Below are 21927 nucleotides of genomic sequence, written 5' to 3' on the forward strand. Positions count from 1 at the left end.
CGATGAGCGCCACGACCCGGACTATGGACGGCGCCGAAGCGCCCGTCTTCTACCTGACGGAAGACCATCACCACGAAGAGGGCAGCGGCACGCTGCTCGGCTTCTGGCTCTACCTGATGAGCGACTGCCTCATCTTCGCCTGCCTGTTCGCGATCTATGGCGTGCTTGGCACCAGCTATGCCGCCGGCCCCGCGCCGAAGGACCTGTTCGACCTGCCGCTGGTCGCCGTCAACACAGCGATGCTGCTGTTCTCCTCCATTACCTACGGCTTTGCCATGCTGGAGATGGTGAAGGGCAATGTGCGCACCACGCTCGTCTGGCTCGGCATCACCGGCCTGTTCGGCCTCGCCTTCCTCGGCATCGAGCTCTACGAGTTCCATCACCTGATCCATATCGGGGCGACGCCGCAGCGCAGCGCGTTCCTGTCCTCCTTCTTCACGCTGGTCGGCACGCACGGCCTGCACGTGACCTTCGGCATCATCTGGCTGGTCACGCTGATGGTGCAGGTCGGCAGGTTCGGGCTGATCGAGGCCAACAAGCGCAGGCTCATGTGCCTGTCGATGTTCTGGCATTTCCTCGACGTCATCTGGATCGGCGTCTTCACCTTCGTCTACCTGCTGGGAGTTCTGCGATGAGCGCGCCCATTACCCATCACGAGGGTGCCCATCATGAGGATGCCCACCACCATGCGGGAGGAGGGCATTCCCACGGTTCGCTGAAAAGCTATCTGATCGGCTTCCTGCTCTCCGTGGTCCTGACCGCCATTCCGTTCTGGCTGGTCATGGGCGGCGTTCTGGACAGCAGGCAGCTGACCGGTTTCATCATCGTCGGCTTCGCGGCGGTGCAGATCGTCGTGCACATGATCTTCTTCCTGCACATGGACACGCGTTCGGAGCAGGGCTGGACCATGATGGCGCTGATCTTCACCATCATCGTCGTCGTCATCGCGTTGTCCGGTTCGCTATGGGTCATGTACCACCTCAACGCCAACACCATGCCGTTCCACGACATGCAGCAGATGCGGTGAACGGGCGGTCCGGGAACCGTCCTCCGGCCAGAGTTGTATTTCTGGCCGGCGCCGCGCTTGTCTGCGCGGCCCTTCTTGCCGCGCTCGGCATCTGGCAGGTGCAGCGCCTGCAATGGAAGCTCGACCTCATCGCCCGTGTCGAGGCGCGCGTGAATGCCGAGCCGGTCGCAGCACCCGGCCCCTCCGGCTGGAACGCGATCTCCCCGGCCTCCCACGAATATCTGCGGGTGCGCCTGCATGGCCGCTTCCTGCACGACAAGGAAGCGCTCGTTCAGGCCGTGACCGATCTGGATGGCGGATATTGGGTGATCACTCCGCTCGTGAGCGATGACGGCTTCACCATTCTGGTCAATCGCGGCTTCGTCACGCCGCAGTTCCGCGATCCCGCAACACGCGCTGAGGGCGCGCCGGAAGGGGAAGCCACCGTAACCGGCCTGTTGCGCATGAGCGAGCCGGGCGGCGGGTTCCTGCGCCACAACGATCCGCAGAACGACCGCTGGTTTTCCCGCGATGTTGCCGCGATTGCCGCCGCGCGCGGATTGCAGGACACCGCTCCCTATTTCGTCGACGCGGATGCGACACCCAACGCAGGCGGCTGGCCGCGGGGCGGCCTCACCCGCATCACCTTCTCCAACAGCCATCTGGTCTATGCGCTGACATGGTTCGCTCTGATGGGAATGGCGCTGGCGGCGGCCTGGTATGTGCTGCATGAATGGCGGCGCAGGGAGCTTAAGGCGCCCCGCCCGCCCGATGGCGGAACACAAGGCGACGAGTGAGAGGACACTCAGCCGAATGCGGATCTTGGGGAGGAGGAACCTGACGGATGCCGGCCATGGAAATGACCAATCGCAAGAATCTCATGCTGCTGGTGCAGCTTCGCTGGCTGGCGGTGATCGGCCAGGTGGCGACCATCCTCATCGTGCATTACGGCATCGGCATCACCCTGCCGCTGGAGCCGATGGCCGCCATCGTTCTGCTGCTGATCCTTCTCAATGGTGCAACGCTGGCCCGGCTGCGCAACGAGAAGCCGATTTCCAATGTCGGGCTGTTCATGGAACTGCTGCTCGACGTCGCCGCGCTCACCGCCCAGCTTTATCTCAGTGGTGGCGCGGCCAATCCGTTCGTGCTGCTCTATGTGCTGCAAATATCGCTCGGCGCCACGCTGCTCGATACGCGCTCGACATGGGCGCTGGTGGTGCTTGCCAGCATCGCCTTCCTGCTGCTGATGGTGTTCAACAGGCCGCTGCTGCTGCCCGGCGGCGATGCCGACGAGTTCTTCAACCTGCATGTGCAGGGCAGCTTCATCAGCTTCGCCCTGACCGCCTGCCTGCTAGTGCTCTACATCACGCGCATCACCCGCAACCTGCAGGAGCGCGATGCCCATCTGGCCGACCTGCGCCGGCAGGCGGCCGAGGAGGACCATATCGTGCGAATCGGCCTGCTCGCTTCCGGCGCCGCGCATGAGCTGGGCACGCCGCTTGCCACCCTGTCGGTCATTCTCGGCGACTGGCGACGCATGCCTGTTTTCCGCAAGAATGAGGAACTGGCCGAAGAAATGGCCGAAATGCAGGCGCAGCTCGATCGCTGCAAGCAGATCGTCTCCGGCATTCTCGTCTCGTCCGGTGAGGCGAGGGGCGAGGGCACGATCCGCACCACCGTGCGTGACTTCTTCGACGACGCCGTGCTACAATGGCGCGCCAGCCGGTCGCCAGCGAAGTTGGATTATGACAACGCCTTCGAACCGGACGCCGCCATCGTTTCCGATGCGGCTCTCAGGCAGGTGTTGTTCAATCTGTTCGATAACGCTCTGGAAGCCTCGCCCGCATGGGTGGGCTTTTCCGTCAGCCGACAGGAGGACAAACTGGTAGTCGTCGTCAGGGACGCAGGACCCGGCTTCAGGCCGGAAATGCTCGAATCATTCGGCAAGCCCTATCAGTCGAGCAAGAACCGGCCGGGCAGTGGGCTGGGGTTGTTTCTCGTCGTCAACGCCGTGCGCAAGCTCGGCGGCATGGTCTCGGCATGCAACAATTCACGCAGGGGCGCGTTTGTGACCGTAACCCTGCCTCTGGCAGCTCTTTCCGGAACGGATCGCCATGGATAGTGCCAGATCCCTGCTGATCGTGGAGGACGATGCGGCTTTCGCGCGCGCCCTGCGGCGCTCCTTCCAGCGGCGCGGCTACGAGGTGGAAGTCTGCGAAGGGCTGGAAGCCCTGCCCGATGCGCTGGAGAGCGCGCTGCCCGATTACGCGGTGGTCGACCTCAAGCTCAGCGTCGGCTCGGGCCTGAAGGCCGTCAAGATGCTGCATGACCGCGCCCCGGAAATGCGCATCGTGGTGCTGACCGGCTATGCGAGCCTTGCCACGGCGGTAGAGGCGATCAAGCTCGGCGCCTGTCACTATCTCGCCAAGCCCGCCAACACCGACGAGATCGAAGCCGCATTCGGCAAGATGGAAGGCGATGCTGACGTGGCCCTGACCCGCCGCAAGACCTCGCTCAAGACGCTGGAATGGGAACGGATCCACGAGACGCTGGTGGAAGCCGAGTTCAATATTTCGGAAGCCGCGCGGCGTCTCGGCATGCATCGCCGCACGCTTGCCAGAAAACTTGAGAAACGCCGGGTTTCCTGACCTCCGATTACTTGCGGGAATATTGCCGATAAACCTGACCGGGAAGTCCATCGCCGCTTCCCGGCCATAGGCGTTTCTTTCCCGGAAACAGCGGATACGGATTGAATTTGTTCAAAACCCGTAAATGCGCGCAATCTGACCTGTCTCCCTTCCGATTATTGGGATCGGTTTTCTTTCCTGCGCGCCCATAGCGGGCGAAACTGCGCACTTCGTAATGACACTATAAGGAGTGCAACGTTATGAACTTCCTGAGAAGAGCGGGGGTGTTGGTGGGCGCCTTCTTCATGGTTGGCGCAGCACATGCGGCCGAACCTCTGGTAACAGCAGACTGGCTGCAGGATAATCTGGAAAATAAGGACGTTCGCGTCTTCGAGGTCAGCGTCGATACCGGCGTTTACGAACGCGGCCATATTCCTGGCGCCGTTCACCTCGACTGGCACACCGAACTGGTCGATCCGACCCGGCGCGACATTGCCTCCCGGGAGGATTTCGAGAAGAAACTGCGTGAAGCGGGCGTGACCGCCGATACGCATGTCGTGCTCTATGGCGACAACAACAACTGGTTCGCCGCATGGGGCGCATGGGTATTCAACGTCTACGGCATCGAGGCCAGCTTGCTCGACGGCGGCCGCAAGCTGTGGGAGGCGAAGGGATTGCCGCTCGACACCGCAGCACCCCAATATGCGGCCTCCGAAATCGTGCTTCCCGAGCGCAACGGCGATCTGCGCGCGCGCTTCACTGAAGTGCTCGACATCGCCGAGGGCCGCAAGCAGGCGAGCCTCGTCGATATCCGCTCCAACGACGAATATACCGGCAAGGTTTTCGCGCCTGAAGGCGTGAAGGAACTGGCCGTGCGGGCCGGGCACATTCCCGGCGCGGAAAACGTGCCGTGGGGCTCCATCGTGCAGGAAGACGGCACCTTCAAGCCGGCCGAGGAAATCAAGGCCATCTATGCGGCCAAGGGCATCGACGGCTCGAAGCCCATCGTCACCTATTGCCGCATCGGCGAGCGTTCCTCGCACACCTGGTTCGCCCTCAAGCGCATCCTCGGCTACGACGTGAAGAACTATGACGGCTCGTGGACCGAATATGGCAACGCCGTCGGCGTGCCGGTCGTCAACGTGGCCGGCACCGTCTGGACCGGAAAATGACCGTTCCGGCGTAAAGCGTCGCAACATACCCATGAAGACCGGAGGCGGGCGTTCGAGTGCCCGCCTCCTTGTCCGTTTCATACCTGCGGGGGAGGATGCAATGAAATCCGGGGCAACAAGAACGCTGGCGCCGGTCGTGCTGCTGTCTGGCATAGCCGTTCTGGCATGGTTTCTTCACGGCCAGCCCGGCGGGCGCGATCTCTCCTTTTCCCTGCTTGCCGGTGCTGCCTTCGGCATCGTGCTTCAGCGCGGACGCTTCTGCTTTCTGTGCAATTTTCGCGATTTCGTGGAAAAGCGCGACCCGCGCGGACTGCTTGCCATCGTCGTGGCGCTGGCGGCCGGCGTCGCCTTCTATCACGCGGTGATGATGGCGTGGGTGCCGGTGCCGCAGCCCGGACGCCTGCCGCCCAACGCGCATATCGGACCGGTCGGGCCGGTGCTGGCTTTCGCAGCGCTCGCCTTCGGCATCGGCATGGCCATATCGGGCTCCTGCCTGTCGGCGCATCTCTACCGGCTGGGAGAAGGCTCGCCAAGCTCGCCCTTCGCGCTCATCGGCGCCGGCATCGGGTTCTTCGTCGGCTTTCTCACATGGAACCCGCTGTTCACGCTCGCAATCTATGCAAGTCCGGCCATCTGGCTGCCGCAGCGGCTGGGCTACATCGGCACCCTGCTCGTCAGCCTTGCGCTTATCGCTGTCATCGGCCTGTTGCTGCTGCGCTTCTCCGGCAATCCCGAAGCGGCTGCCCCGAGCCGTTACGATTTGCGCGGCACGGCCGGAAAACTGTTCGTGGACCGCTGGCCGCCCGTCACCACCGGGCTTCTGGTCGCCATCATTTCGGCCATCGCCTATCTGCGGGTGGCGCCGCTCGGCGTGACGGCGGAACTCGGCAGCATCGTGCGCACCGCCGGTTCGGCATCCGGCCTGCTGCCCGACACGCTGCACGGTCTCGACCTGCTGCGCGGCTGCGCCACCGTGGTCAAGCAGACATTGCTGTCCGCGAACGGCGTTTTCGTTCTGGGTCTGGTCATCGCCAGCTTCGCCGCGGCACTGGCGGGCGGACAGTTCCAGCCACGCCGCCCGACGAACCGCGACGTCGGCAAGGGGCTGGCCGGCGGCATCCTGATGGGCTGGGGTGCCATGACCGGCCTTGGCTGCACGGTCGGCGTACTTCTCTCCGGCATCCATGCCGGCGCCGTTTCGGGCTGGGTGTTCCTGATCTTCTGCGCACTGGGCGCATGGATCGGCATGACCGTCTCGCGCCGGCTGGGCAAAGCCGCCCCGGCAGCCTGACCGCTTAAAGCGTGTCGCGATCTTTCAGATCGCTCCTTACGCTTTAAGTTGATTTTTTACGCATGTCGTTATCCCGAGACCGGTTCCCACTTTCGGGCGACATGCTTTAGCGAACGCGGTTCAGGCCTTGAGTTCGTGCAGCACCACCATCAGCGCGCGGGCGGTCTGCCTGCCGGTGTTCCTGATCTCATGGGCGACATCGGCACGGTAGCGCGCGGTTTCGCCCGTCGCCAGCTTCTGCGACCCATGCTCCGTTTCGACCAGCAGGCCCTCGCTGTAAGCCGTGAGATGCTCGAACGTGCCCGGAGCATGGGGCGCGCTCTGCAGCATGCAGCCGGGCGCAATCTCCACCTCATACCATTCGACCTGACCGGCCAGCATGGGCGGGCTGAGAATCCGCAGCCGCCACGCGCCTTCGGGGCTCTTGATCTCCGGCGTCAGCGCCAGTGTCACCAGATCGATGCCGTCAGGCTTGCGCTGCTGCGAAGTGCCGCCGGCCAGCAACTGCGAGAAATCGATGCCGAGAGCCTGGGTCAGCGACCACAGGACCGCAAAAGTGGGATTGGCTTCGCTGCGCTCGATCTGCGACAGCATCGAGCGCGACACGCCCGAAAGCGCGGCCAGACGGTCGAGCGTCAGATGCCGCTTCTTGCGCTCCGCCTGAATGACGGGCCCGATCTTCGGCGCTTCGTTCACACTGTCCATTTCATCTTTTCCAAAGCAGCAGGCCAGAAGAGAGAGCGGTCGGCCGCCGGACTGCAAAATCGGAACCGTTCTTCCGCTCAATCCGTTGCCTGATCAAGATGCAAGGGGCCGCTTTTGTGCATCTGCAGCACCGGAAGGCCTCATTCATCACACCGGCTGGCGACCGCATGGCAGCTTACCCGCCAGGTTCGCATAAACATTCCTCTGGATTTAGCATCAAATCCACTATATTGGAAATTCCAATTTAACGGATGAAAAGCCCATGACACCGGATTTCCTTTCCCATATCGAAGGCGTGCTTGCCGGCATTGAGGCGGACGGGCTCTACAAGCGCGAGCGTCTGATCGCAGGCCCGCAATCCGGCCGCATCCGCGTCAGGGGCCTTGAGGGCGAACGGCAGATGGTCAATCTGTGCGCCAACAACTATCTCGGCCTCGCCGACAATGCCGAGATAAAGGTGGCCGTCCGGCAGGCGCTCGATGACTACGGGTTCGGCATGGCCTCCGTGCGCTTCATCTGCGGAACGCAGACGCTGCACCGCGAGCTCGAACATGCCGTCGCCGCCTATCTCGGCAAGGACGACGCCATTCTGTTCGCCGCCTGCTTCGATGCCAACGGCGCCCTGTTCGAGCCGCTGCTCGGTCCCGAGGACGCCATCATTTCCGACAGCCTGAACCATGCCTCCATCATCGACGGGGTGCGCCTGAGCAAGGCGAAGCGCTTCCGCTATGCGCCGGGCGACATGAACGATCTGGAGGCGCAGCTCAGGCAGGCCGATGCGGAGGGCGCCCGCTTCAGGCTCATCGTCACCGACGGCGTGTTCTCGATGGACGGCCACATCGCCCGCTTGCCGGAAATCTGCGATCTGGCCCAGCGCTTCGGCGCGATCGTGGCCGTGGACGATTGCCATGCCACCGGCCATCTGGGCGATCAGGGGCGCGGCACGCCCGCCCTGACGGGCGCCGGCGACCGCGTCGACATCGTCACCGGCACCTTCGGCAAGACGCTGGGCGGCGCCATGGGCGGCTTCATCGCCGCTTCGCAACCCATCATCGATCTTCTGCGCCAGCGGGCGCGGCCCTACCTGTTTTCCAACAGCCTTGCACCGGCCGTCGCCGCAGGATCGCTGAAGGCGATAGAAATCGCCCGCGAAGCCGACGACCTTCGCGCCCGCCTCGCGGCTCACACCGCGCGCTTCCGCCAAGGCCTCACCGAAGCCGGCTTCACGCTTCTTCCCGGCGAAACGCCGATCATTCCCGTCATGCTCGGGGATGCCGTGCTGGCGCAGCGCATGGCCGGAGCCCTTGACGAACGCGGCGTCTACGTCGCCGGCTTCTTCTATCCCGTCGTGCCGCAGGGCAAAGCGCGCATCCGCACCCAGATGTCGGCCGCGCTGACGGATGATGACGTCACCTTCGCCATCGACGCTTTCAAGGATGCCGGGCGCACGCTCGGCATCATCTGACCCGCAGGAGCACCCCATGCGCGCACTGGTCAAAGCCAACGCGGAACCCGGCATCTGGATGGAAGAGCGCCCGATACCGGAAATCGGCCCCGACGACGTTCTCATCAAGGTGAAGAAAACCGGCATCTGCGGCACCGACATCCACATCTACAACTGGGACGAATGGGCTTCCAGAACCGTGCCCGTGCCCATGGTGACCGGCCATGAATATGCCGGCGAGATCGTCGAGGTCGGTTCCCACGTCCGCGACTTCAGGGTCGGCCAGCGGGTGTCCGGCGAGGGCCATGTCATCGGCATGCGCAGCCGCGCCAGCCGGGCCGGCCGCTATCACCTCGATCCCGAAACGCGCGGCATCGGCGTCAACCTGCCCGGCGCGTTCGCCGATTATGTGCGCGTACCGGCCTTCAATGTCGTGCCGCTGCCCGACACGATAGACGACGAGCTCGGCGCCATCCTCGATCCACTCGGCAACGCGGTGCATACGGCACTCTCCTTCGACGTCGCCGGCGAGGACGTGCTGATCACGGGTGCAGGACCGATCGGCATCATGGGTGCCGCCGTCGCGCGTCACTGCGGCGCGCGCCATGTCGTCATTACCGACGTCAATCCGGCGCGGCTGGACCTCGCCAGCAAGGTCGCCGATGTCACACCCGTCAATGTCGCGAAGGAAGAACTGCGCGACGCCATGGCAAGGCTTGGCATGCGCGAGGGCTTTGACATCGGCTTCGAGATGAGCGGCGCGCCGGCCGCCTTCGAGCAACTGATCGACCACACGCTGATGGGCGGGCGTATCGCACTGCTGGGCGTGCCGGCCAGACCGTTTTCGTTCGATCTCGGCAAGGTCGTGTTCAAGATGATCACGCTGAAGGGCATCTATGGGCGTGAAATGTTCGAGACATGGCACAAGATGCTCGCCATGCTGGAAAGCGGCCTCGACGTGCGCAAGGTGATCACCAGCCGCATGAAGGCCGAAGACTATGAACGGGCCTTCGCCAATGCCGCCGCCGGAGAGGCCGGCAAGATCGTTCTGGAGTGGTGACAGGAGATCGGCACATCAAAAGGACGCCGCGTGACTCATGCCCGGCTCCCCTTTGGCGCATGACGATCAAAGGCTGCAGTTCAATGGCGTGAAAGTGCTGCCTGCACGTTGGAGCATTTCTGCTTTTCTCTGAATCGCAAAAATGCCCTGTCTCTTTGTTTTGGCCGCATTTATGCGACGCCAGATGTTTCCATCCGGCTGCAAGATGCTCTAACGGCTGACGGGATCGCCTTTGTCAGAAATGCCGATCTTCTTCAACACCCTGTCGACAGGCGCAAAATCGCCCCATGCTCCCGGCAGGACAAGGTCCTTGTTGTCGTATTTTTCCGTGCGGTAGAGCCAGACCTGCGTGAAATCCATCTCCTTGCGCTGAAGCCCGCCATTCACCGTCCAGCTTCCGGCATAGATTTTCGCCAGTTCCTCCAGCGTATCGCGGCCTGTATCCGGACGGGCGCGCGTCATGGCATCGACCCACTTGCCGGGATCCGCCGCGTAGTCACGGGCAGCCATCGTCAGCGCCTCAAGCACAGCATCAAGCTCATTGGCGCGTTCGGCGATGACACTCCGCGGCACCACATTCACCTTGGAAACGATAGGCGCCGCACTGAAATATGTATCAACATCGACCAGTATCTTCAGGTCCGCACGATCAGGCATCGCAGTGAACACGCCGATCGACATGGTCGTGGCATCGATCCGGCCCTGCGCCAGTGCCTGACCGCGCACATTTGGCTGGCCCAGCGGCACGAACTCGATCTTGTCCGGTTTGGCGCCGAGATACTGCAGAACCGTCCATGACAACGTATGATCCAGGCTGTTGGGACGGCCGACACCGAATTTCCGGCCTGCCATGGTTTCAAGGGTCAAATCCGCCCGACCGGCAATGATGTAAGGAATGGCCTTGTCGGTCGAACCAACCGCTTTCAGATCCGTGACGCCACCGGTGTAGAGCCCCAGCAGGCTGTCCACCGAGATGTTGGCCATCTCTCCGCCACCAGTGCGCAACGCAGTTACCGCCATCGGCGTCTGTTCAACCGGGATCAGTTCGACATCTACGCCTGCACGTTCGAAATAGCCCTCGCTTTGTGCCAGATGCAGCACCGAGTTCGGAACCAGCGGGGCCTCCTTGCTTGTGACGATGATGCGAAACGGGTCCGCCATTGCCACACCGGTCATGAGCACGCATGCCAGCGCGCAGGCAATCACAGTCTTCATTTCACTCTCTTTCACTGATGAGGCCTGCCCGGCGCGCGAAAAAGGTTTCGACGTACCGCAGGAGAGCCGTGGTAAAGATGCCGATCAGGGCAAGCGTGATGACGATCACGAAATAGCGCGGCATGTTGAAGGAGTTTCCATAACCGACCAGCAACCCGCCAAGCCCGGTCATTGCAGTGTAGATTTCAGCCACCACGCAGGCCGCCAGCGCGTAGCCTGCACCGACGCGCATGCCCGCAACCATCTGTGGAAGGGCAAGAGGCCACACCACGGCGAGCAGTGCACGCAGCCGCGTGGCGCCAAGATCAAGCGCGGCCTCTTCGTAATCGCCATCGATCTGCCTCAGCGCGGCGTGGCCATTGATTGCCACGGGCAGAACGGCGCCCAGAAACACGATCGTCACCTTGGCTGGCTGGTCCAGCCCCATGAGCGCCACGACCATTGGCATGAACGCGATGTTGGGCACCGAACCGAGCAGATCGAGCAGGGGATTCAGCGCGCGCCCGAGAAGAGGGGATAGGCCCATTACCAGCGTCAGCGAAAGCCCTGCCGCTACGGCACCAAGAAAGCCGCGAAAAAAAACCGAGAGCGTTTCGCCTATCCCCACAATATATTCGTTATGTCTGTCTGCCAGCATCCAGTAAAGAGCTTCGAAGGTCTCATAGGGAGATGCAAATGTTGCTGCAGGATATTTTTTCCCCAGCAGGAACCATGCAATGCACGCAAGAGAAAAAAGCAAAATAAGAAGAACTTTTGCTTTGTCGATGCTGGTCAGAAAATCTTTCGCGGCACCCAGTTCTTCAGAAAGAACGGCAGTAAAACGCGCCATCATGATAAACACCAGCCTTTCCCGGATGCCCGGACCATGTGGCTTTGCCGATTTGCGTCATGCGCATCGGCCTGCGTCGGTTTCCGATGACGCGTTGGCTTGAACGGTGCTCTAAGTCGGAATATAGCCCAATGCAAGTTTCGCATTTGCGCAAGGTTCTGTGCCTGCGCCAGTCGTGGACCTGGCGCTTATCAGACACCCAGCAGTTCCCATGTAAGGACGAAACTGACTGGACGACCGCTTGCCTTAAAGCGCATCAGCCCTCTCCAGTTCTGTGTAGACGGCCCCACGCCGGGGTCGTGTGGACAAATGCCAACCTCGCTTCCACGTGCGATCAAGGAGACTACACCGTGGCTTCCGATGCTAAACCTGAGACGACGGGCCGATGGGCCCATATCATACTGGGGGTGCTGTTTGCCCTTTCCGGCCTCTACTTCGCTGTTGGCGGAGGCATTCTCATCGCGCGCGGCGGTAGCTGGTACTATCTGATCTGCGGGCTTGCGATTCTCGCGCTGGCCTGGGGCCTGTTCCGTAACAAGCTCTATGTCGGACCGCTCTACGCCATTATTTTCGTGGCGACGCTCGCATGGTCCTTCTGGGAAGCGGGGCTCGATTTCTGGCCGCTCTTTACCCGCCTTTTCATCTTCCTCGTGGCTGGTGCACTTCTGGCCTTCGCAATCCCTTCGCTGCGCCGCAATGCAGGTGCCGAAGGGAAAACCGGGCTCCACGCAGCGATTGGCGGCGTGCTTGCGGCAGCTGCCATTGTCATGTTCGCCGGCACTTACAAGGATCGCGGAATCTACAACGCGCCCGCCCCTACCGCAGCTGCTGCTGTAACGCCTGAAACCGAGCACAGGAACTGGGATAACTACGGCGGCAATGCCGAAGGCGAGCGTTTCGTCGCGCTCGACCAGATCAACCGTGACAATGTGCACAATCTCGAAGTGGCCTGGACGTATCGCCATGGCGACATTCCCGAGAGCCCCAACGGTCTTGGCCGCGAAGATCTCAACACACCGCTTCAGATCGGCAATACCGTTTTCTTCTGCACGCCCAAGAACAACGTCGTCGCGCTGGATGCGACCACGGGCGAGGAAAAGTGGAAGACCATCATCGATTCCAAGCTTGCCAACTGGGCGCGCTGCCGTGGCATTGCCTATTATGACGGCACCGGCGCCGAGCCAAACCGGGCGCAGGCGGGTGTGGAGAAGCGTTTCGGCTATGTCGCAAACACCGATCCGGGTGTCTGCCCGCGTCGCATCCTCACCAACACGGTCGACACGGAACTGATCGCCATCAATGCTGACACGGGCGAGTTCTGCTCCGACTTCGGCACCAACGGTCGCGTCAACCTGTATGACGGCATGGGCGAGGGTCCCGGCGACTACAAACAGACATCGGCGCCTACACTCGCCGGTGATGTCATTGTCGTCGGCGGCTTCGTCTCCGACAACGTTTCAACGGAAGTGCCCTCGGGCGTCATCCGCGCCTTCGATGTCAAAACGGGTGAACTGCGCTGGGCATGGGATTCCGGCAACCCGGCAATTACCGGCGCGCCAACACCCGACATGCCCTACACACGCGGTTCTCCCAATGTGTGGGCGCCAATGTCCTACGACCCGCAGACGGACACCGTCTTCCTGCCGATGGGCAACAATTCGCCTGACCTGTGGGGCGGCAATCGCGACGAGAACCGCGAGCGCTATTCCGCATCGATCGTGGCGCTCAATGCTTCCAACGGCCGCCCTGTCTGGCACTACCAGACCGTGCATAACGACCTGTGGGATTTCGACATCCCCATGCAGCCCACCCTGACCACCTTCCCCAAGGACGGTCAGGACGTGCCTGCCGTCATCTTCGGCACCAAGCAGGGCATGTTCTTTGTCCTTGACCGCAAGACAGGCCAGCCACTGACCGAGGTGGAGGAACGCCCTGTTCCCGCAGGCAACCTCAAGGGTGAGAAGTATTCTCCCACCCAGCCCTTCTCGGTCGGCATGCCACAAATCGGCAATGAACTGTTCACTGAAGCGGATATGTGGGGCGCTACACCCTTCGATCAGCTTCTGTGCCGGATCGACTTCAAGGGCATGACCAATTACGGCCTGTTCGTTCCGCCCGGGCTTGAAAAGCAGCTGTTGCTTCCCGGCTCGCTGGGCGGGTTCAACTGGGGCGGTATCTCGGTCGATCCGACGGGTCACACCATCTTCGTCAACGACCTGCGTCTGGGCCTGCGCCTCCAGCTCGGGGAGCGCACATCGGAGGACGAGGTGCTGCCGGCCGGCACCAGCCTGCCAATGGCGGGAACACCTTACTATGTGAAAGAAAAGACCCGTTTCTATTCACCGCTCGGCATTCCCTGCCAGAAACCGCCCTTCGGCACGATGACGGCAATCGATCTCAAGACACAGAAGATCGCCTGGAGCGTACCCGCAGGCACGGTGAAGGATGCCTCGGTTCTCGGCTTCAAGCTGGGCCTGGGCATTCCCGTCGGGCTTCCCACCATTGGCGGTTCGATGGTCACGCAGGGCGGCGTTCTGTTCTTTGCCTCGACGCTCGATTACTATCTTCGCGCCTATGACAGCTCGACCGGCAAGGAACTGTGGAAAGGCCGGCTTCCGGTCGGCTCGCAGGCAACCCCGATCAGCTACAAGTCACCGACGACCGGTGAGCAGTTTGTCCTGATCAGCGCCGGCGGAGCCCGCAACTCCGACGACCGCGGCGACTACGTCATCGCCTACAAGCTCAGGAAGTAAGGCTGCAAGACCCTCGTCCAAACAGAAAACCCGCCGGCAATCCGGCGGGTTTTTTTATTGTCCGGCATCGGCTTCATGCACAGGGCAATCCTCGCCAACAGGCACTCAGGCGCTGCGCTGGAAGCCCTCGCTGGCGACAAGCAGGTTGCGGGTATAGTCCTGGCTCACATTGCGGCTGACGAGATCGGCGGAGGCCAGAAGCTCCACCTCGCGTCCATGCTGCATCACCATCAGCCGGTCGCACATATGGGTGACGACGGCGAGATCATGGCTGACCATGATAAAGGTGAGGTTGCGCGCCGCGCGCACCTCTTCCAGAAGGTTCAGCACCTCGGCCTGCACCGAGGCATCGAGCGCCGAGGTCGGCTCATCGAGCAGCAGGATCGACGGTTCGAGGATCAGGGCGCGCGCGATCGCCACGCGCTGGCGCTGGCCGCCCGAAAGCTGGTGCGAATAGCGGAAGCGGAAGCCGGAGCCCAGCCCCACCTCTTCCAGCGCCCGCACGATGCGGCGTTCGGTGTCGGCGAAGCCATGGATCGCCAGCGGCTCCAGCAACAGCCGGTCCACCGTCTGGCGCGGATGCAGGGAACCGTAAGGGTCCTGAAACACCATCTGCACCTGACGGTAGAATTCCTTGCTACGCCTGCCGTCGAGCGTCTTGCCGTTGACCTGAATAGTGCCGCCGCTGATGGGAGAAAGGCCCGCCACAGCCCGCAACAGCGTCGACTTGCCGGAGCCGGATTCCCCGACCAGTCCAAAGGATTCGCCGGGCGCCACCGTCAGGCTCACCTCCTTCAGCGCCACGAAATCCTCGAAGGTGACGCTCAGTCGTTCGATTTCGAGAGCCGGTACCGTCATAGCGCCCACTCCGGCCTGCGGTCGAGAACGGGCAGGGGATGGCGGTCATTGTCGATGCGCGGCATGCAGTTCAGAAGGCCCTGCGTGTAAGGATGCTTCGCCTGCGCCAGTTGGCCGGCGGCAAGCTCTTCCACGATGCGCCCCGCATACATGACGAGCACGCGGTCGCAGAAGGAGGACACCAGCCTCAGATCGTGCGAGATGAAGATCAGCCCCATGCCGCGATCGGCCACCAGCCGGTTGAGAATGCCCAGCACTTCGAGCTGCACCGTGACATCGAGCGCCGAGGTCGGCTCGTCGGCGATCAGCAGTTCGGGGCCGGCCACCAGCATCATGGCGATCATGGCGCGCTGGCCCATGCCGCCCGACACTTCATGCGGATAGAGATCGAAGACGCGTTCAGGATCGCGGATCTGCACGGCGGCCAGCATGTCGAGCGCCCGCTTGCGCGCTTCGCTCCTGCCGATCCGTTCATGCGTCTTGAGCGTCTCGACGATCTGGCGGCCGATGGTCATCACCGGGTTCAGCGAATATTTCGGGTCTTGCAGGATCATGGCGATGCGGTTGCCGCGCAGCGCCCGCCGTTCAGCTTTCGGGATATTGATGAGATCGATGCCGCTGAATTGCAGCTTCTTCGCATTGATCTGACCGTGTTCGGCTGTCAGGCCCATGATGGCGCGTCCGGTCTGCGATTTGCCGGAACCGGATTCGCCCACGATGCCCAGCCGCTCACGTCCTAGCGTAAACGATACCCCTCGCACCGCCTCGATCACCCCCGTGCGGGTGGGGAAGGAAACGCGCAGATCCTCGACTTCAAGAAGCGCGCTCATTGGCCGCTTCCTTTCGGATCGAGCGCATCGCGCAATCCGTCGCCCAGCAGGTTGAAGCCGAGGCTGACGATCAGGATGGCGAAGCCCGGCATGGCGGCCACCCACCACTGATCGAGGATGAAACGGCGGCCGGACGCAATCATCGCGCCCCATTCGGGCAGCGGCGGCTGCGCGCCGAGGCCGAGGAAACCGAGCCCGGCGGCGGTCAGGATGATGCCCGCCATGTCGAGCGTCACCCGCACGATCAGCGAGGAGATGCAAAGCGGCATGATGTGGCGCAGCACGATTCGCCATGGCGAGGCGCCCATCAGCCGCACCGCCGAGATGTAGTCCGAATTGCGCACCGTCAGCGTTTCCGCCCGTGCGATGCGTGCATAGGGAGGCCATGAGGTGATGGCGATGGCTATGATGGCATTGCCGATGCCGGGGCCGAGCGCGGCGACGAAGGCCAGCGCCAGAACCAGCTTCGGGAAGGCGAGGAAGATGTCGGTGATGCGCATCAGAACCGCATCCACCCAGCCGCCGGCATAGCCGGCGACCGTGCCGACCAAAAGGCCGATGGGGGCGGCGATGATCGCCACCAGCAGCACGACCTGCAGCGTCAGGCGCGAACCGTAGATCAGCCGAGAAAGGATGTCGCGCCCCTGATCGTCGGTTCCGAGCCAGTGTTCCGGCCCCGGCGGCAACAGGCGCTTGCCGGCAAGATCGCCGACATAGGGCGAATGGGGTGCCAGTGCGGGGGCAAAGATCGCCACCAGAATCAGCGCCAGAATGATCAGCATGCCAAGCACGGCAAGCTTGTTGGCCGTAAAACGCCGCCATGTCACATAGGCGCGGCCGAGCCTTGCCTGCAGGCGTGACTGCGGCCTGTCGGTGAGCAGCCACTGGCGGCGGGTCATCGTCGTTTCGCTCATCCTCGTCAGCTCCTCGTGCGGGGATCGAGCATGCGGTAGAGCACGTCGGACAGAAGGTTGATGGCGATGAACACCGAGCCGATGACGATGGTGCCGCCAAGCACGGCGTTCATGTCGGCGTTCTGAAGCGAATTGGTGATGTAGAGGCCAAGTCCCGGCCACGCAAAGACCGTCTCGGTCAGCACCGATCCCTCAAGCAGGCCGGCATAGGAAAGCGCGATCACCGTCACCAGCGGCACCGCCGCATTGCGCAGCGCATGACCCCAGATGATGCGCGTTTCCGACAGGCCCTTGGCGCGCGCGGCGACGATATATTCCTGTTGCAGCTCGTTCAGCATGAAGGAGCGCGTCATGCGGCTGATATAGGCCATGGAGAAATAGCCGAGCAGCGAAGCCGGCAGGATCAGGTGGGAAACGATGTCGCGGAAAGCGGCCCAGTCGCGATTGATGATTGCGTCAATCAGGAAGAAGCCTGTGATCGGCGTGAACGTATATTCAAACACCACGTCCATGCGGCCGGGGCCGGACGTCCAGCCGAGCTTTGCATAGAACACCAGCAATGCCAGCAGCCCGAGCCAGAAGATCGGCACGGAATAGCCGATCAGGCCGACGATGCGCACGAGCTGGTCGGCAAGGCTGCCGCGCCTGACGGCCGCCAGCACGCCCAGCGGAATGCCGAAGGCGGCCCCGATGATGGTGCCGACCGTGGCCAGCTCCATCGTTGCCGGAAAGACGCGGCGTATGTCGGTCATCACCGGATTGGTGGTCAGCACCGAGGTGCCGAAATCGCCATGCAGCACGCCTTTCACGTAGAGGATGAACTGCTGATAATAGGGCAGGTTGAGGCCCATTTCCTGCCGCACGCGCTCGATCACATGCGCCGGCGCGCGGTCGCCCACGATGGCCAGAACCGGATCGATCGGCACCACGCGGCCGATGAAGAAGGTCACCGCCAGCAGGCCGAGATAGGTGGTCAGAACGATCACCAGAAAACTGGAAACCGCCCTGAATATGGCCCAGGCGCGCCGGTTGGCGCGCCTTGCCCGCACTGGTGCGTCAGCTGTGCTCACCCGATCGGTCCTGCCGGATCAGTCCTTGCTGACCGGGGCGAGCGGATTGGAATCGAAGCTCGGCCCGAGCCTGTAGCCCTTCACGTTGCCGCGCACGCCCGCGACCTCGATCTGCTGGTAGATCATGACGAACGGGCTCGAATCCAGCGCCTCCTGCTGCAGCTTTTGATAGAGTTCGGCACGCTTGTCGTTGTCGCGCTCCAGAAGGGCCGCCTTGACCTGTTCGGTCAGTTCCGGAATGTCCCACGCATTGCGCCACGCAAGCGACTTCACCGCTGCATCGTCGCTGTTGTCGGGGTTCGAGGTGAAGGCATCGGCATTGGTGTTCGGATCCCAGTAATCCATGCCCCACTGACCGATATAGAGATCATGGTTGCGGGCACGGTACTTGGTCAGCGTCTGCTTGCCGTCGCCGGGAATGATCTCGATCTTCACGCCCGCCTGCGCTGCCGTCTGCTGGAAGGATTCGGCGATACCCGTCACCGGCTGGGTGTTGCGCACGTCGAAGGTGACGGAGAGCCCGTCCTTCAGACCCGCTTTCTCCAGCAGCTCCTTCGCCTTGGCGACGTCGAGCTTGTAGGGGTTGGAATCGAGTGCGCCGAGCACGCCCTTGACCTGATAGGTCTGGTGGATCTCGCCGATGCCCTTGATCAGCGTGGCGCCGATGGCGTCGTAATCGACGAGGTACTTGAACGCCTCGCGCACTTCCGGCTTGGCCAGCGCCTCGTTCTTCTGATTGAGGCTGATGTAGTAGACCGTGCCCTTCGGCGCGTCCGTCGTGGTCAGGTCGGCGTTTTTCTGAACGGCATCGTAATCGCCGGGCTCAAGGTTGCGGGCGACATCCACGTCGCCGGCTTCAAGCATGAGCCGCTGCGTGGCGCTTTCCTTGACATGGCGGTAGATGACGCGGTTCAGCGCCGGCTTCTCGCCATAGTAATTGTCATTGCGCTCCAGAACGACGATCTCGTTGGCGCGCCAGTCGCGGATCTTGAAGGGACCGGAGCCGGCATAATTGGTCTTCAGCCAGCCATAGCCGAAATCGGTGTCGTATTTGTAATCGTCGCTCGGCGTCTTTGCCTCGGCGTGCTCCATCACCAGCTTCTTGTCGAGCACTGCACCCACCGTCGCGGTCAGGCAGTTGAGCACGAAGCTCGGTGCGTAGGGCTTGTCGACGGTGAAGACGAACGTGGTGTCGTCGACGGCCTTGGCCGTTTCACCGACATTGTCAGCCGTCAGACCGAACTGGGTCAAGATGAAGGCCGGGCTCTTGTCGAGCTTCACCACACGCTCGAATGACCATGCCACATCCTCGGCGGTGATCGGATTGCCGGAGGCAAACTTGATGCCCGGCTTCAGCTTGAAGGTGTAGGTGAGGCCGTCATCGGAAATTTCCCAGCTCTCGGCGATGCCGGGCTTCACCTTGGTGGTGTCGTCGATATCGAGACGCACCAGCATGTCATAGGTGTTGCCGATGAATTCGGCCGGGCTCAGCTCGAAAGATTCGGCCGGATCGAGCGTGATGGTGTCATCGAACGCCCATGCCTGGACCAGCGTGTCGGCAGGTGTAGCCGCGAACGCAGGAGCGGCACCGCCGGAAACGAGCAGCAGCGAGAGAGCCGCGCCTGCAAGCAGCGGGCGGAAGCGCATATTCAATCTTGCCATGGCCATATGATTTTCCCCTTCATGACACGCTTTTGCTTCGAAAGCCGCTACAGAATGACATCAGCCAGAATGTATCGGACGCGATTTTCCAAATTCAATCATGTAATCACTGGCAAAGACAATACCCCATGACAGCCGTTTCTGTTGACCAAGGGGGAGAAGAACAAAACAGGCAGCCAATATCTGTTCTTCCAGCATCAGGACGAGCGCTGAACTTCGACGAAGGTCTATCTTGCCTGTTTCAGAAAGAGGGAAATCTGCCCTGTAAGCCATGCACGAAACGCCTGCACACCGGGCTCAGCAGCCTTATCGTAAGGCGAGACGAAGTAATAGGCGCTGGCGCTTTCCACCGGAAGATCCAGCGCCTTGACGAGCTGACCGCCCGAAAGCTCGCTGGCGATGAGAAAGGCCGGCATCAGCGCCACGCCGAGCCCCGCCCGGCAAGCCTGCGAGACATTCATGAACTGCTCGAACCGCATGCCTTCGCGGTAATCGTCGGCTATGCCAAAATGTAAAAACCACAATTTCCACGCATGCGGCCGCGACGCCATTTCCAGAAGCGGCACCTGCAACAGGCTGGCCGGATCCCTGATCTGGTTGCGCTTCAGGAAGTCGGGACTGCAGACCGGAACGACTTCTTCCTTCAGCAGAAGCTGGCAATCGCATCCCGGCCAGTCGCCCGTGCCCACATGAATGGCGGCGTCGAGTTGTTCCTTGTCGAAATCGAAGCGGCCGATGCGGGTGGAGAAGCTGAGCGTCATTTCCGGATGGCTTTTCACGTAGTCCGGAATCCGCGGCAGCAGCCACCTTGTGCCGAATGTAGGCGGGATCGCCAGCCTGAGCGCGCTGGACGGCGTGTGTGCCATCACCTCCAGCGAGAGCACACGCAGGCGCTCGATGATTTCGGCAACGCCCTTTGCGTAGCGCTCACCACCAGAGGTCAGCGACACGCCCTTGTTGTTGCGGACGAAAAGCACCGCGCCAAGCTGGCTTTCCAGCGCACTGATCTGGCGGCTGATGGCGCCGGGCGTCAGGTTCAGCGCCTCGGCGGCGGCCGAAAAACTGCCCAGCCGCGCCACCGCATCGAACGCTGTCAGCGAAGCGGTCGAGGGGATGAGGCGGCGCTGCAGATTGCTCATCTGCTTTGCATAGAACTCAAAGGAGCTTGAGTAAATATGGCTTGCATCCTTGCGCCCCCAAAGCGAATGTCTCCGGCACAATCGAATCCATGCAAAAATCGGGAGTGCATATGAGCAAGTCGGCCTTCGTCTGGGACGATCCGTTTCTTCTTGAAGATCAGCTGACGGAAGAGGAGCGTCTGGTGCGCGACGGGGCGGCGGCCTTCGCCGCCGACAAGCTCGCCCCGCGCATCGAGGCAGCCTATATGGACGAAACCACCGATCCCGCGATCTTCCGCGAGATGGGCGAGGCGGGCCTGCTCGGCGTCACCGTGCCGGAGGAATATGGCGGGCTCGGCGCCAACTACGTCACCTACGGCCTGATCGCACGCGAGGTCGAGCGTATCGATTCCGGCTACCGCTCGATGATGAGCGTGCAGTCATCGCTGGTCATGTTCCCGATCGACGCCTATGGCTCCGAAGAGCAGCGCAAAAAATACCTGCCGAAGCTGGCTTCGGGCGAATGGATCGGCTGCTTCGGCCTGACTGAGCCGGATGCCGGTTCCGATCCCGGCGGCATGAAGACACGCGCCGAGAAGATCGACGGCGGCTGGCGCATTTCCGGTTCCAAGATGTGGATCTCGAACGCGCCGATCGCCGATGTGTTCGTGGTGTGGGCCAAGGTGAAGGGCGACGACGGCAAGGACGTCATCCGCGGCTTCGTTCTGGACAAGGGGCTGAAGGGCCTTTCAGCACCGAAGATCGGCGGCAAGCTTTCGCTGCGCGCCTCGATCACCGGCGAGATCGTCATGGAAGGCGTGGAAGTCGGCGACGACGCATTGCTGCCCAATGTGTCCGGCCTGAAGGGTCCGTTCGGCTGCCTCAACCGGGCGCGTTACGGCATCTCCTGGGGCGCGATGGGTGCGGCGGAAGATTGCTGGCACCGGGCGCGCCAGTACGGGCTCGACCGCAAGCAGTTCGGCAAGCCGCTGGCCGGCATGCAGCTCTATCAGAAGAAGCTCGCCGACATGCAGACCGAGATCGCGCTCGGCCTTCAGGCTTCGCTGCGGGTGGGCAGGCTGATGGACGAGCACCGCTTCGCGCCGGAGATGATCTCCATCGTCAAACGCAACAACTGCGGCAAGGCGCTCGACATCGCCCGTCTCGCACGCGACATGCATGGCGGCAACGGCATCCAGATCGGCTACCACGTGATGCGCCACGCGCAGAACCTTGAGACGGTCAACACCTATGAGGGCGCGCATGACGTTCACGCGCTCATCCTCGGGCGCGCGCAGACCGGCCTTCAGGCTTTCTTCTGAGCCGAACAGCAAAAACCGGCGGCGCATTCGGAGTTTCACTCCCGAATCCGC

The 21927-nt window shown here is 62.3% G+C and carries 20 protein-coding genes; 11 read left to right on the forward strand and 9 right to left on the reverse strand.

What is annotated here, in order from left to right; translation table 11 throughout:
* The first annotated feature begins 2 nt into the window (after positions 1-2).
* The 7 genes from cyoC to MIC97_RS18025 all read left to right on the forward strand — a co-directional run bounded on the left by cyoC (position 3) and on the right by MIC97_RS18025 (position 6096).
* Positions 3-635, forward strand: coding sequence for a cytochrome o ubiquinol oxidase subunit III (gene cyoC, locus MIC97_RS17995; protein WP_239801365.1), 633 nt, complete (start codon positions 3-5; stop codon positions 633-635).
* Entirely contained in the window at positions 632-1027 is a 396-nt protein-coding gene (gene cyoD / locus MIC97_RS18000) for a cytochrome o ubiquinol oxidase subunit IV (protein WP_239801366.1), read from the forward strand. The genes cyoC and cyoD overlap by 4 nt, the downstream gene beginning before the upstream one ends.
* Positions 1028-1068: 41 nt before the next feature.
* Positions 1069-1803, forward strand: coding sequence for an SURF1 family protein (locus MIC97_RS18005; protein ID WP_239801479.1), 735 nt, complete (start codon positions 1069-1071; stop codon positions 1801-1803).
* A 56-nt stretch (positions 1804-1859) separates the two neighbouring features.
* Positions 1860-3128, forward strand: a complete 1269-nt coding sequence (locus MIC97_RS18010) for an ATP-binding protein (RefSeq protein ID WP_239801367.1) — start codon at positions 1860-1862, stop codon at positions 3126-3128.
* Positions 3121-3654, forward strand: a complete 534-nt coding sequence (locus tag MIC97_RS18015) for a response regulator transcription factor (protein WP_239801368.1) — start codon at positions 3121-3123, stop codon at positions 3652-3654. Before MIC97_RS18010 ends, MIC97_RS18015 begins: the two co-directional genes overlap by 8 nt.
* A 284-nt stretch (positions 3655-3938) precedes the next feature.
* On the forward strand, positions 3939-4805 hold the full coding sequence (locus MIC97_RS18020; RefSeq protein WP_239801480.1) for a sulfurtransferase: 867 nt from the start codon (positions 3939-3941) through the stop codon (positions 4803-4805).
* Positions 4806-4905: 100 nt separating this feature from the next.
* Positions 4906-6096 (forward strand): YeeE/YedE family protein, encoded by a 1191-nt coding sequence (locus tag MIC97_RS18025; protein ID WP_239801369.1) that lies wholly within the window; start codon positions 4906-4908, stop codon positions 6094-6096.
* Between the two features lie 120 nt (positions 6097-6216).
* Here MIC97_RS18025 and MIC97_RS18030 read toward each other — a convergent pair whose 3' ends face one another.
* Complete coding sequence (locus tag MIC97_RS18030) at positions 6217-6801, reverse strand: XRE family transcriptional regulator (protein WP_239801370.1); 585 nt, start codon at positions 6799-6801, stop codon at positions 6217-6219.
* Positions 6802-7063: 262 nt separating this feature from the next.
* Here MIC97_RS18030 and MIC97_RS18035 point away from each other — a divergent pair, with 262 nt between their 5' ends.
* Both MIC97_RS18035 and tdh read left to right on the forward strand, forming a co-directional pair.
* Complete coding sequence (locus MIC97_RS18035) at positions 7064-8266, forward strand: glycine C-acetyltransferase (protein WP_239801371.1); 1203 nt, start codon at positions 7064-7066, stop codon at positions 8264-8266.
* A gap of 16 nt (positions 8267-8282) precedes the next feature.
* The gene (gene tdh, locus MIC97_RS18040; RefSeq protein ID WP_239801372.1) at positions 8283-9305 is read left to right on the forward strand and encodes an L-threonine 3-dehydrogenase; all 1023 of its coding nucleotides are present in this window, start codon (positions 8283-8285) and stop codon (positions 9303-9305) included.
* 210 nt (positions 9306-9515) lie between these two features.
* Here the strand turns inward: tdh and MIC97_RS18045 are convergent, their stop codons facing one another.
* The gene (locus MIC97_RS18045; protein ID WP_239801373.1) at positions 9516-10520 is read right to left on the reverse strand and encodes an ABC transporter substrate-binding protein; all 1005 of its coding nucleotides are present in this window, start codon (positions 10518-10520) and stop codon (positions 9516-9518) included.
* A gap of 1 nt (position 10521) precedes the next feature.
* A complete protein-coding gene (locus tag MIC97_RS18050; protein ID WP_239801481.1) occupies positions 10522-11352 on the reverse strand; it encodes an ABC transporter permease subunit in 831 nt (276 codons plus the stop codon).
* Positions 11353-11699: 347 nt separating this feature from the next.
* Between MIC97_RS18050 and MIC97_RS18055 the strand changes: the two genes are divergently transcribed.
* Positions 11700-14102 carry a membrane-bound PQQ-dependent dehydrogenase, glucose/quinate/shikimate family gene (locus MIC97_RS18055; RefSeq protein WP_239801374.1) on the forward strand — a complete coding sequence of 801 codons (2403 nt, stop codon included), beginning with the start codon at positions 11700-11702 and terminating at the stop codon, positions 14100-14102.
* 105 nt (positions 14103-14207) lie between these two features.
* On the opposite strand, the gene MIC97_RS18060 is transcribed toward MIC97_RS18055, so the two are convergent.
* The 6 genes from MIC97_RS18060 to MIC97_RS18085 all read right to left on the reverse strand — a co-directional run bounded on the left by MIC97_RS18060 (position 14208) and on the right by MIC97_RS18085 (position 20575).
* Positions 14208-14960, reverse strand: coding sequence for an ABC transporter ATP-binding protein (locus MIC97_RS18060; protein ID WP_239801375.1), 753 nt, complete (start codon positions 14958-14960; stop codon positions 14208-14210).
* Positions 14957-15790 carry an ABC transporter ATP-binding protein gene (locus tag MIC97_RS18065; protein ID WP_239801376.1) on the reverse strand — a complete coding sequence of 278 codons (834 nt, stop codon included), beginning with the start codon at positions 15788-15790 and terminating at the stop codon, positions 14957-14959. Before MIC97_RS18065 ends, MIC97_RS18060 begins: the two co-directional genes overlap by 4 nt.
* A complete protein-coding gene (gene nikC / locus MIC97_RS18070) occupies positions 15787-16713 on the reverse strand; it encodes a nickel transporter permease (protein ID WP_239801482.1) in 927 nt (308 codons plus the stop codon). The genes MIC97_RS18065 and nikC overlap by 4 nt, the downstream gene beginning before the upstream one ends.
* Positions 16710-17753: an ABC transporter permease gene (locus MIC97_RS18075; RefSeq protein ID WP_239801483.1), complete on the reverse strand. Its 1044-nt coding sequence runs from the start codon at positions 17751-17753 to the stop codon at positions 16710-16712. Before MIC97_RS18075 ends, nikC begins: the two co-directional genes overlap by 4 nt.
* A 39-nt stretch (positions 17754-17792) precedes the next feature.
* Positions 17793-19442, reverse strand: coding sequence for an ABC transporter substrate-binding protein (locus MIC97_RS18080; protein WP_239801377.1), 1650 nt, complete (start codon positions 19440-19442; stop codon positions 17793-17795).
* A gap of 221 nt (positions 19443-19663) precedes the next feature.
* The gene (locus MIC97_RS18085) at positions 19664-20575 is read right to left on the reverse strand and encodes a LysR family transcriptional regulator (protein ID WP_239801378.1); all 912 of its coding nucleotides are present in this window, start codon (positions 20573-20575) and stop codon (positions 19664-19666) included.
* Positions 20576-20685: 110 nt separating this feature from the next.
* On the opposite strand from MIC97_RS18085, the gene MIC97_RS18090 reads away from it, so the two are divergent.
* Entirely contained in the window at positions 20686-21876 is a 1191-nt protein-coding gene (locus tag MIC97_RS18090; protein WP_239801379.1) for an acyl-CoA dehydrogenase, read from the forward strand.
* The last annotated feature ends 51 nt before the right edge of the window (positions 21877-21927 follow it).

Source organism: Aquamicrobium sp. NLF2-7 (assembly GCF_022359935.1).
Classification (GTDB): Bacteria; Pseudomonadota; Alphaproteobacteria; order Rhizobiales; family Rhizobiaceae; genus Mesorhizobium; species Mesorhizobium lusatiense.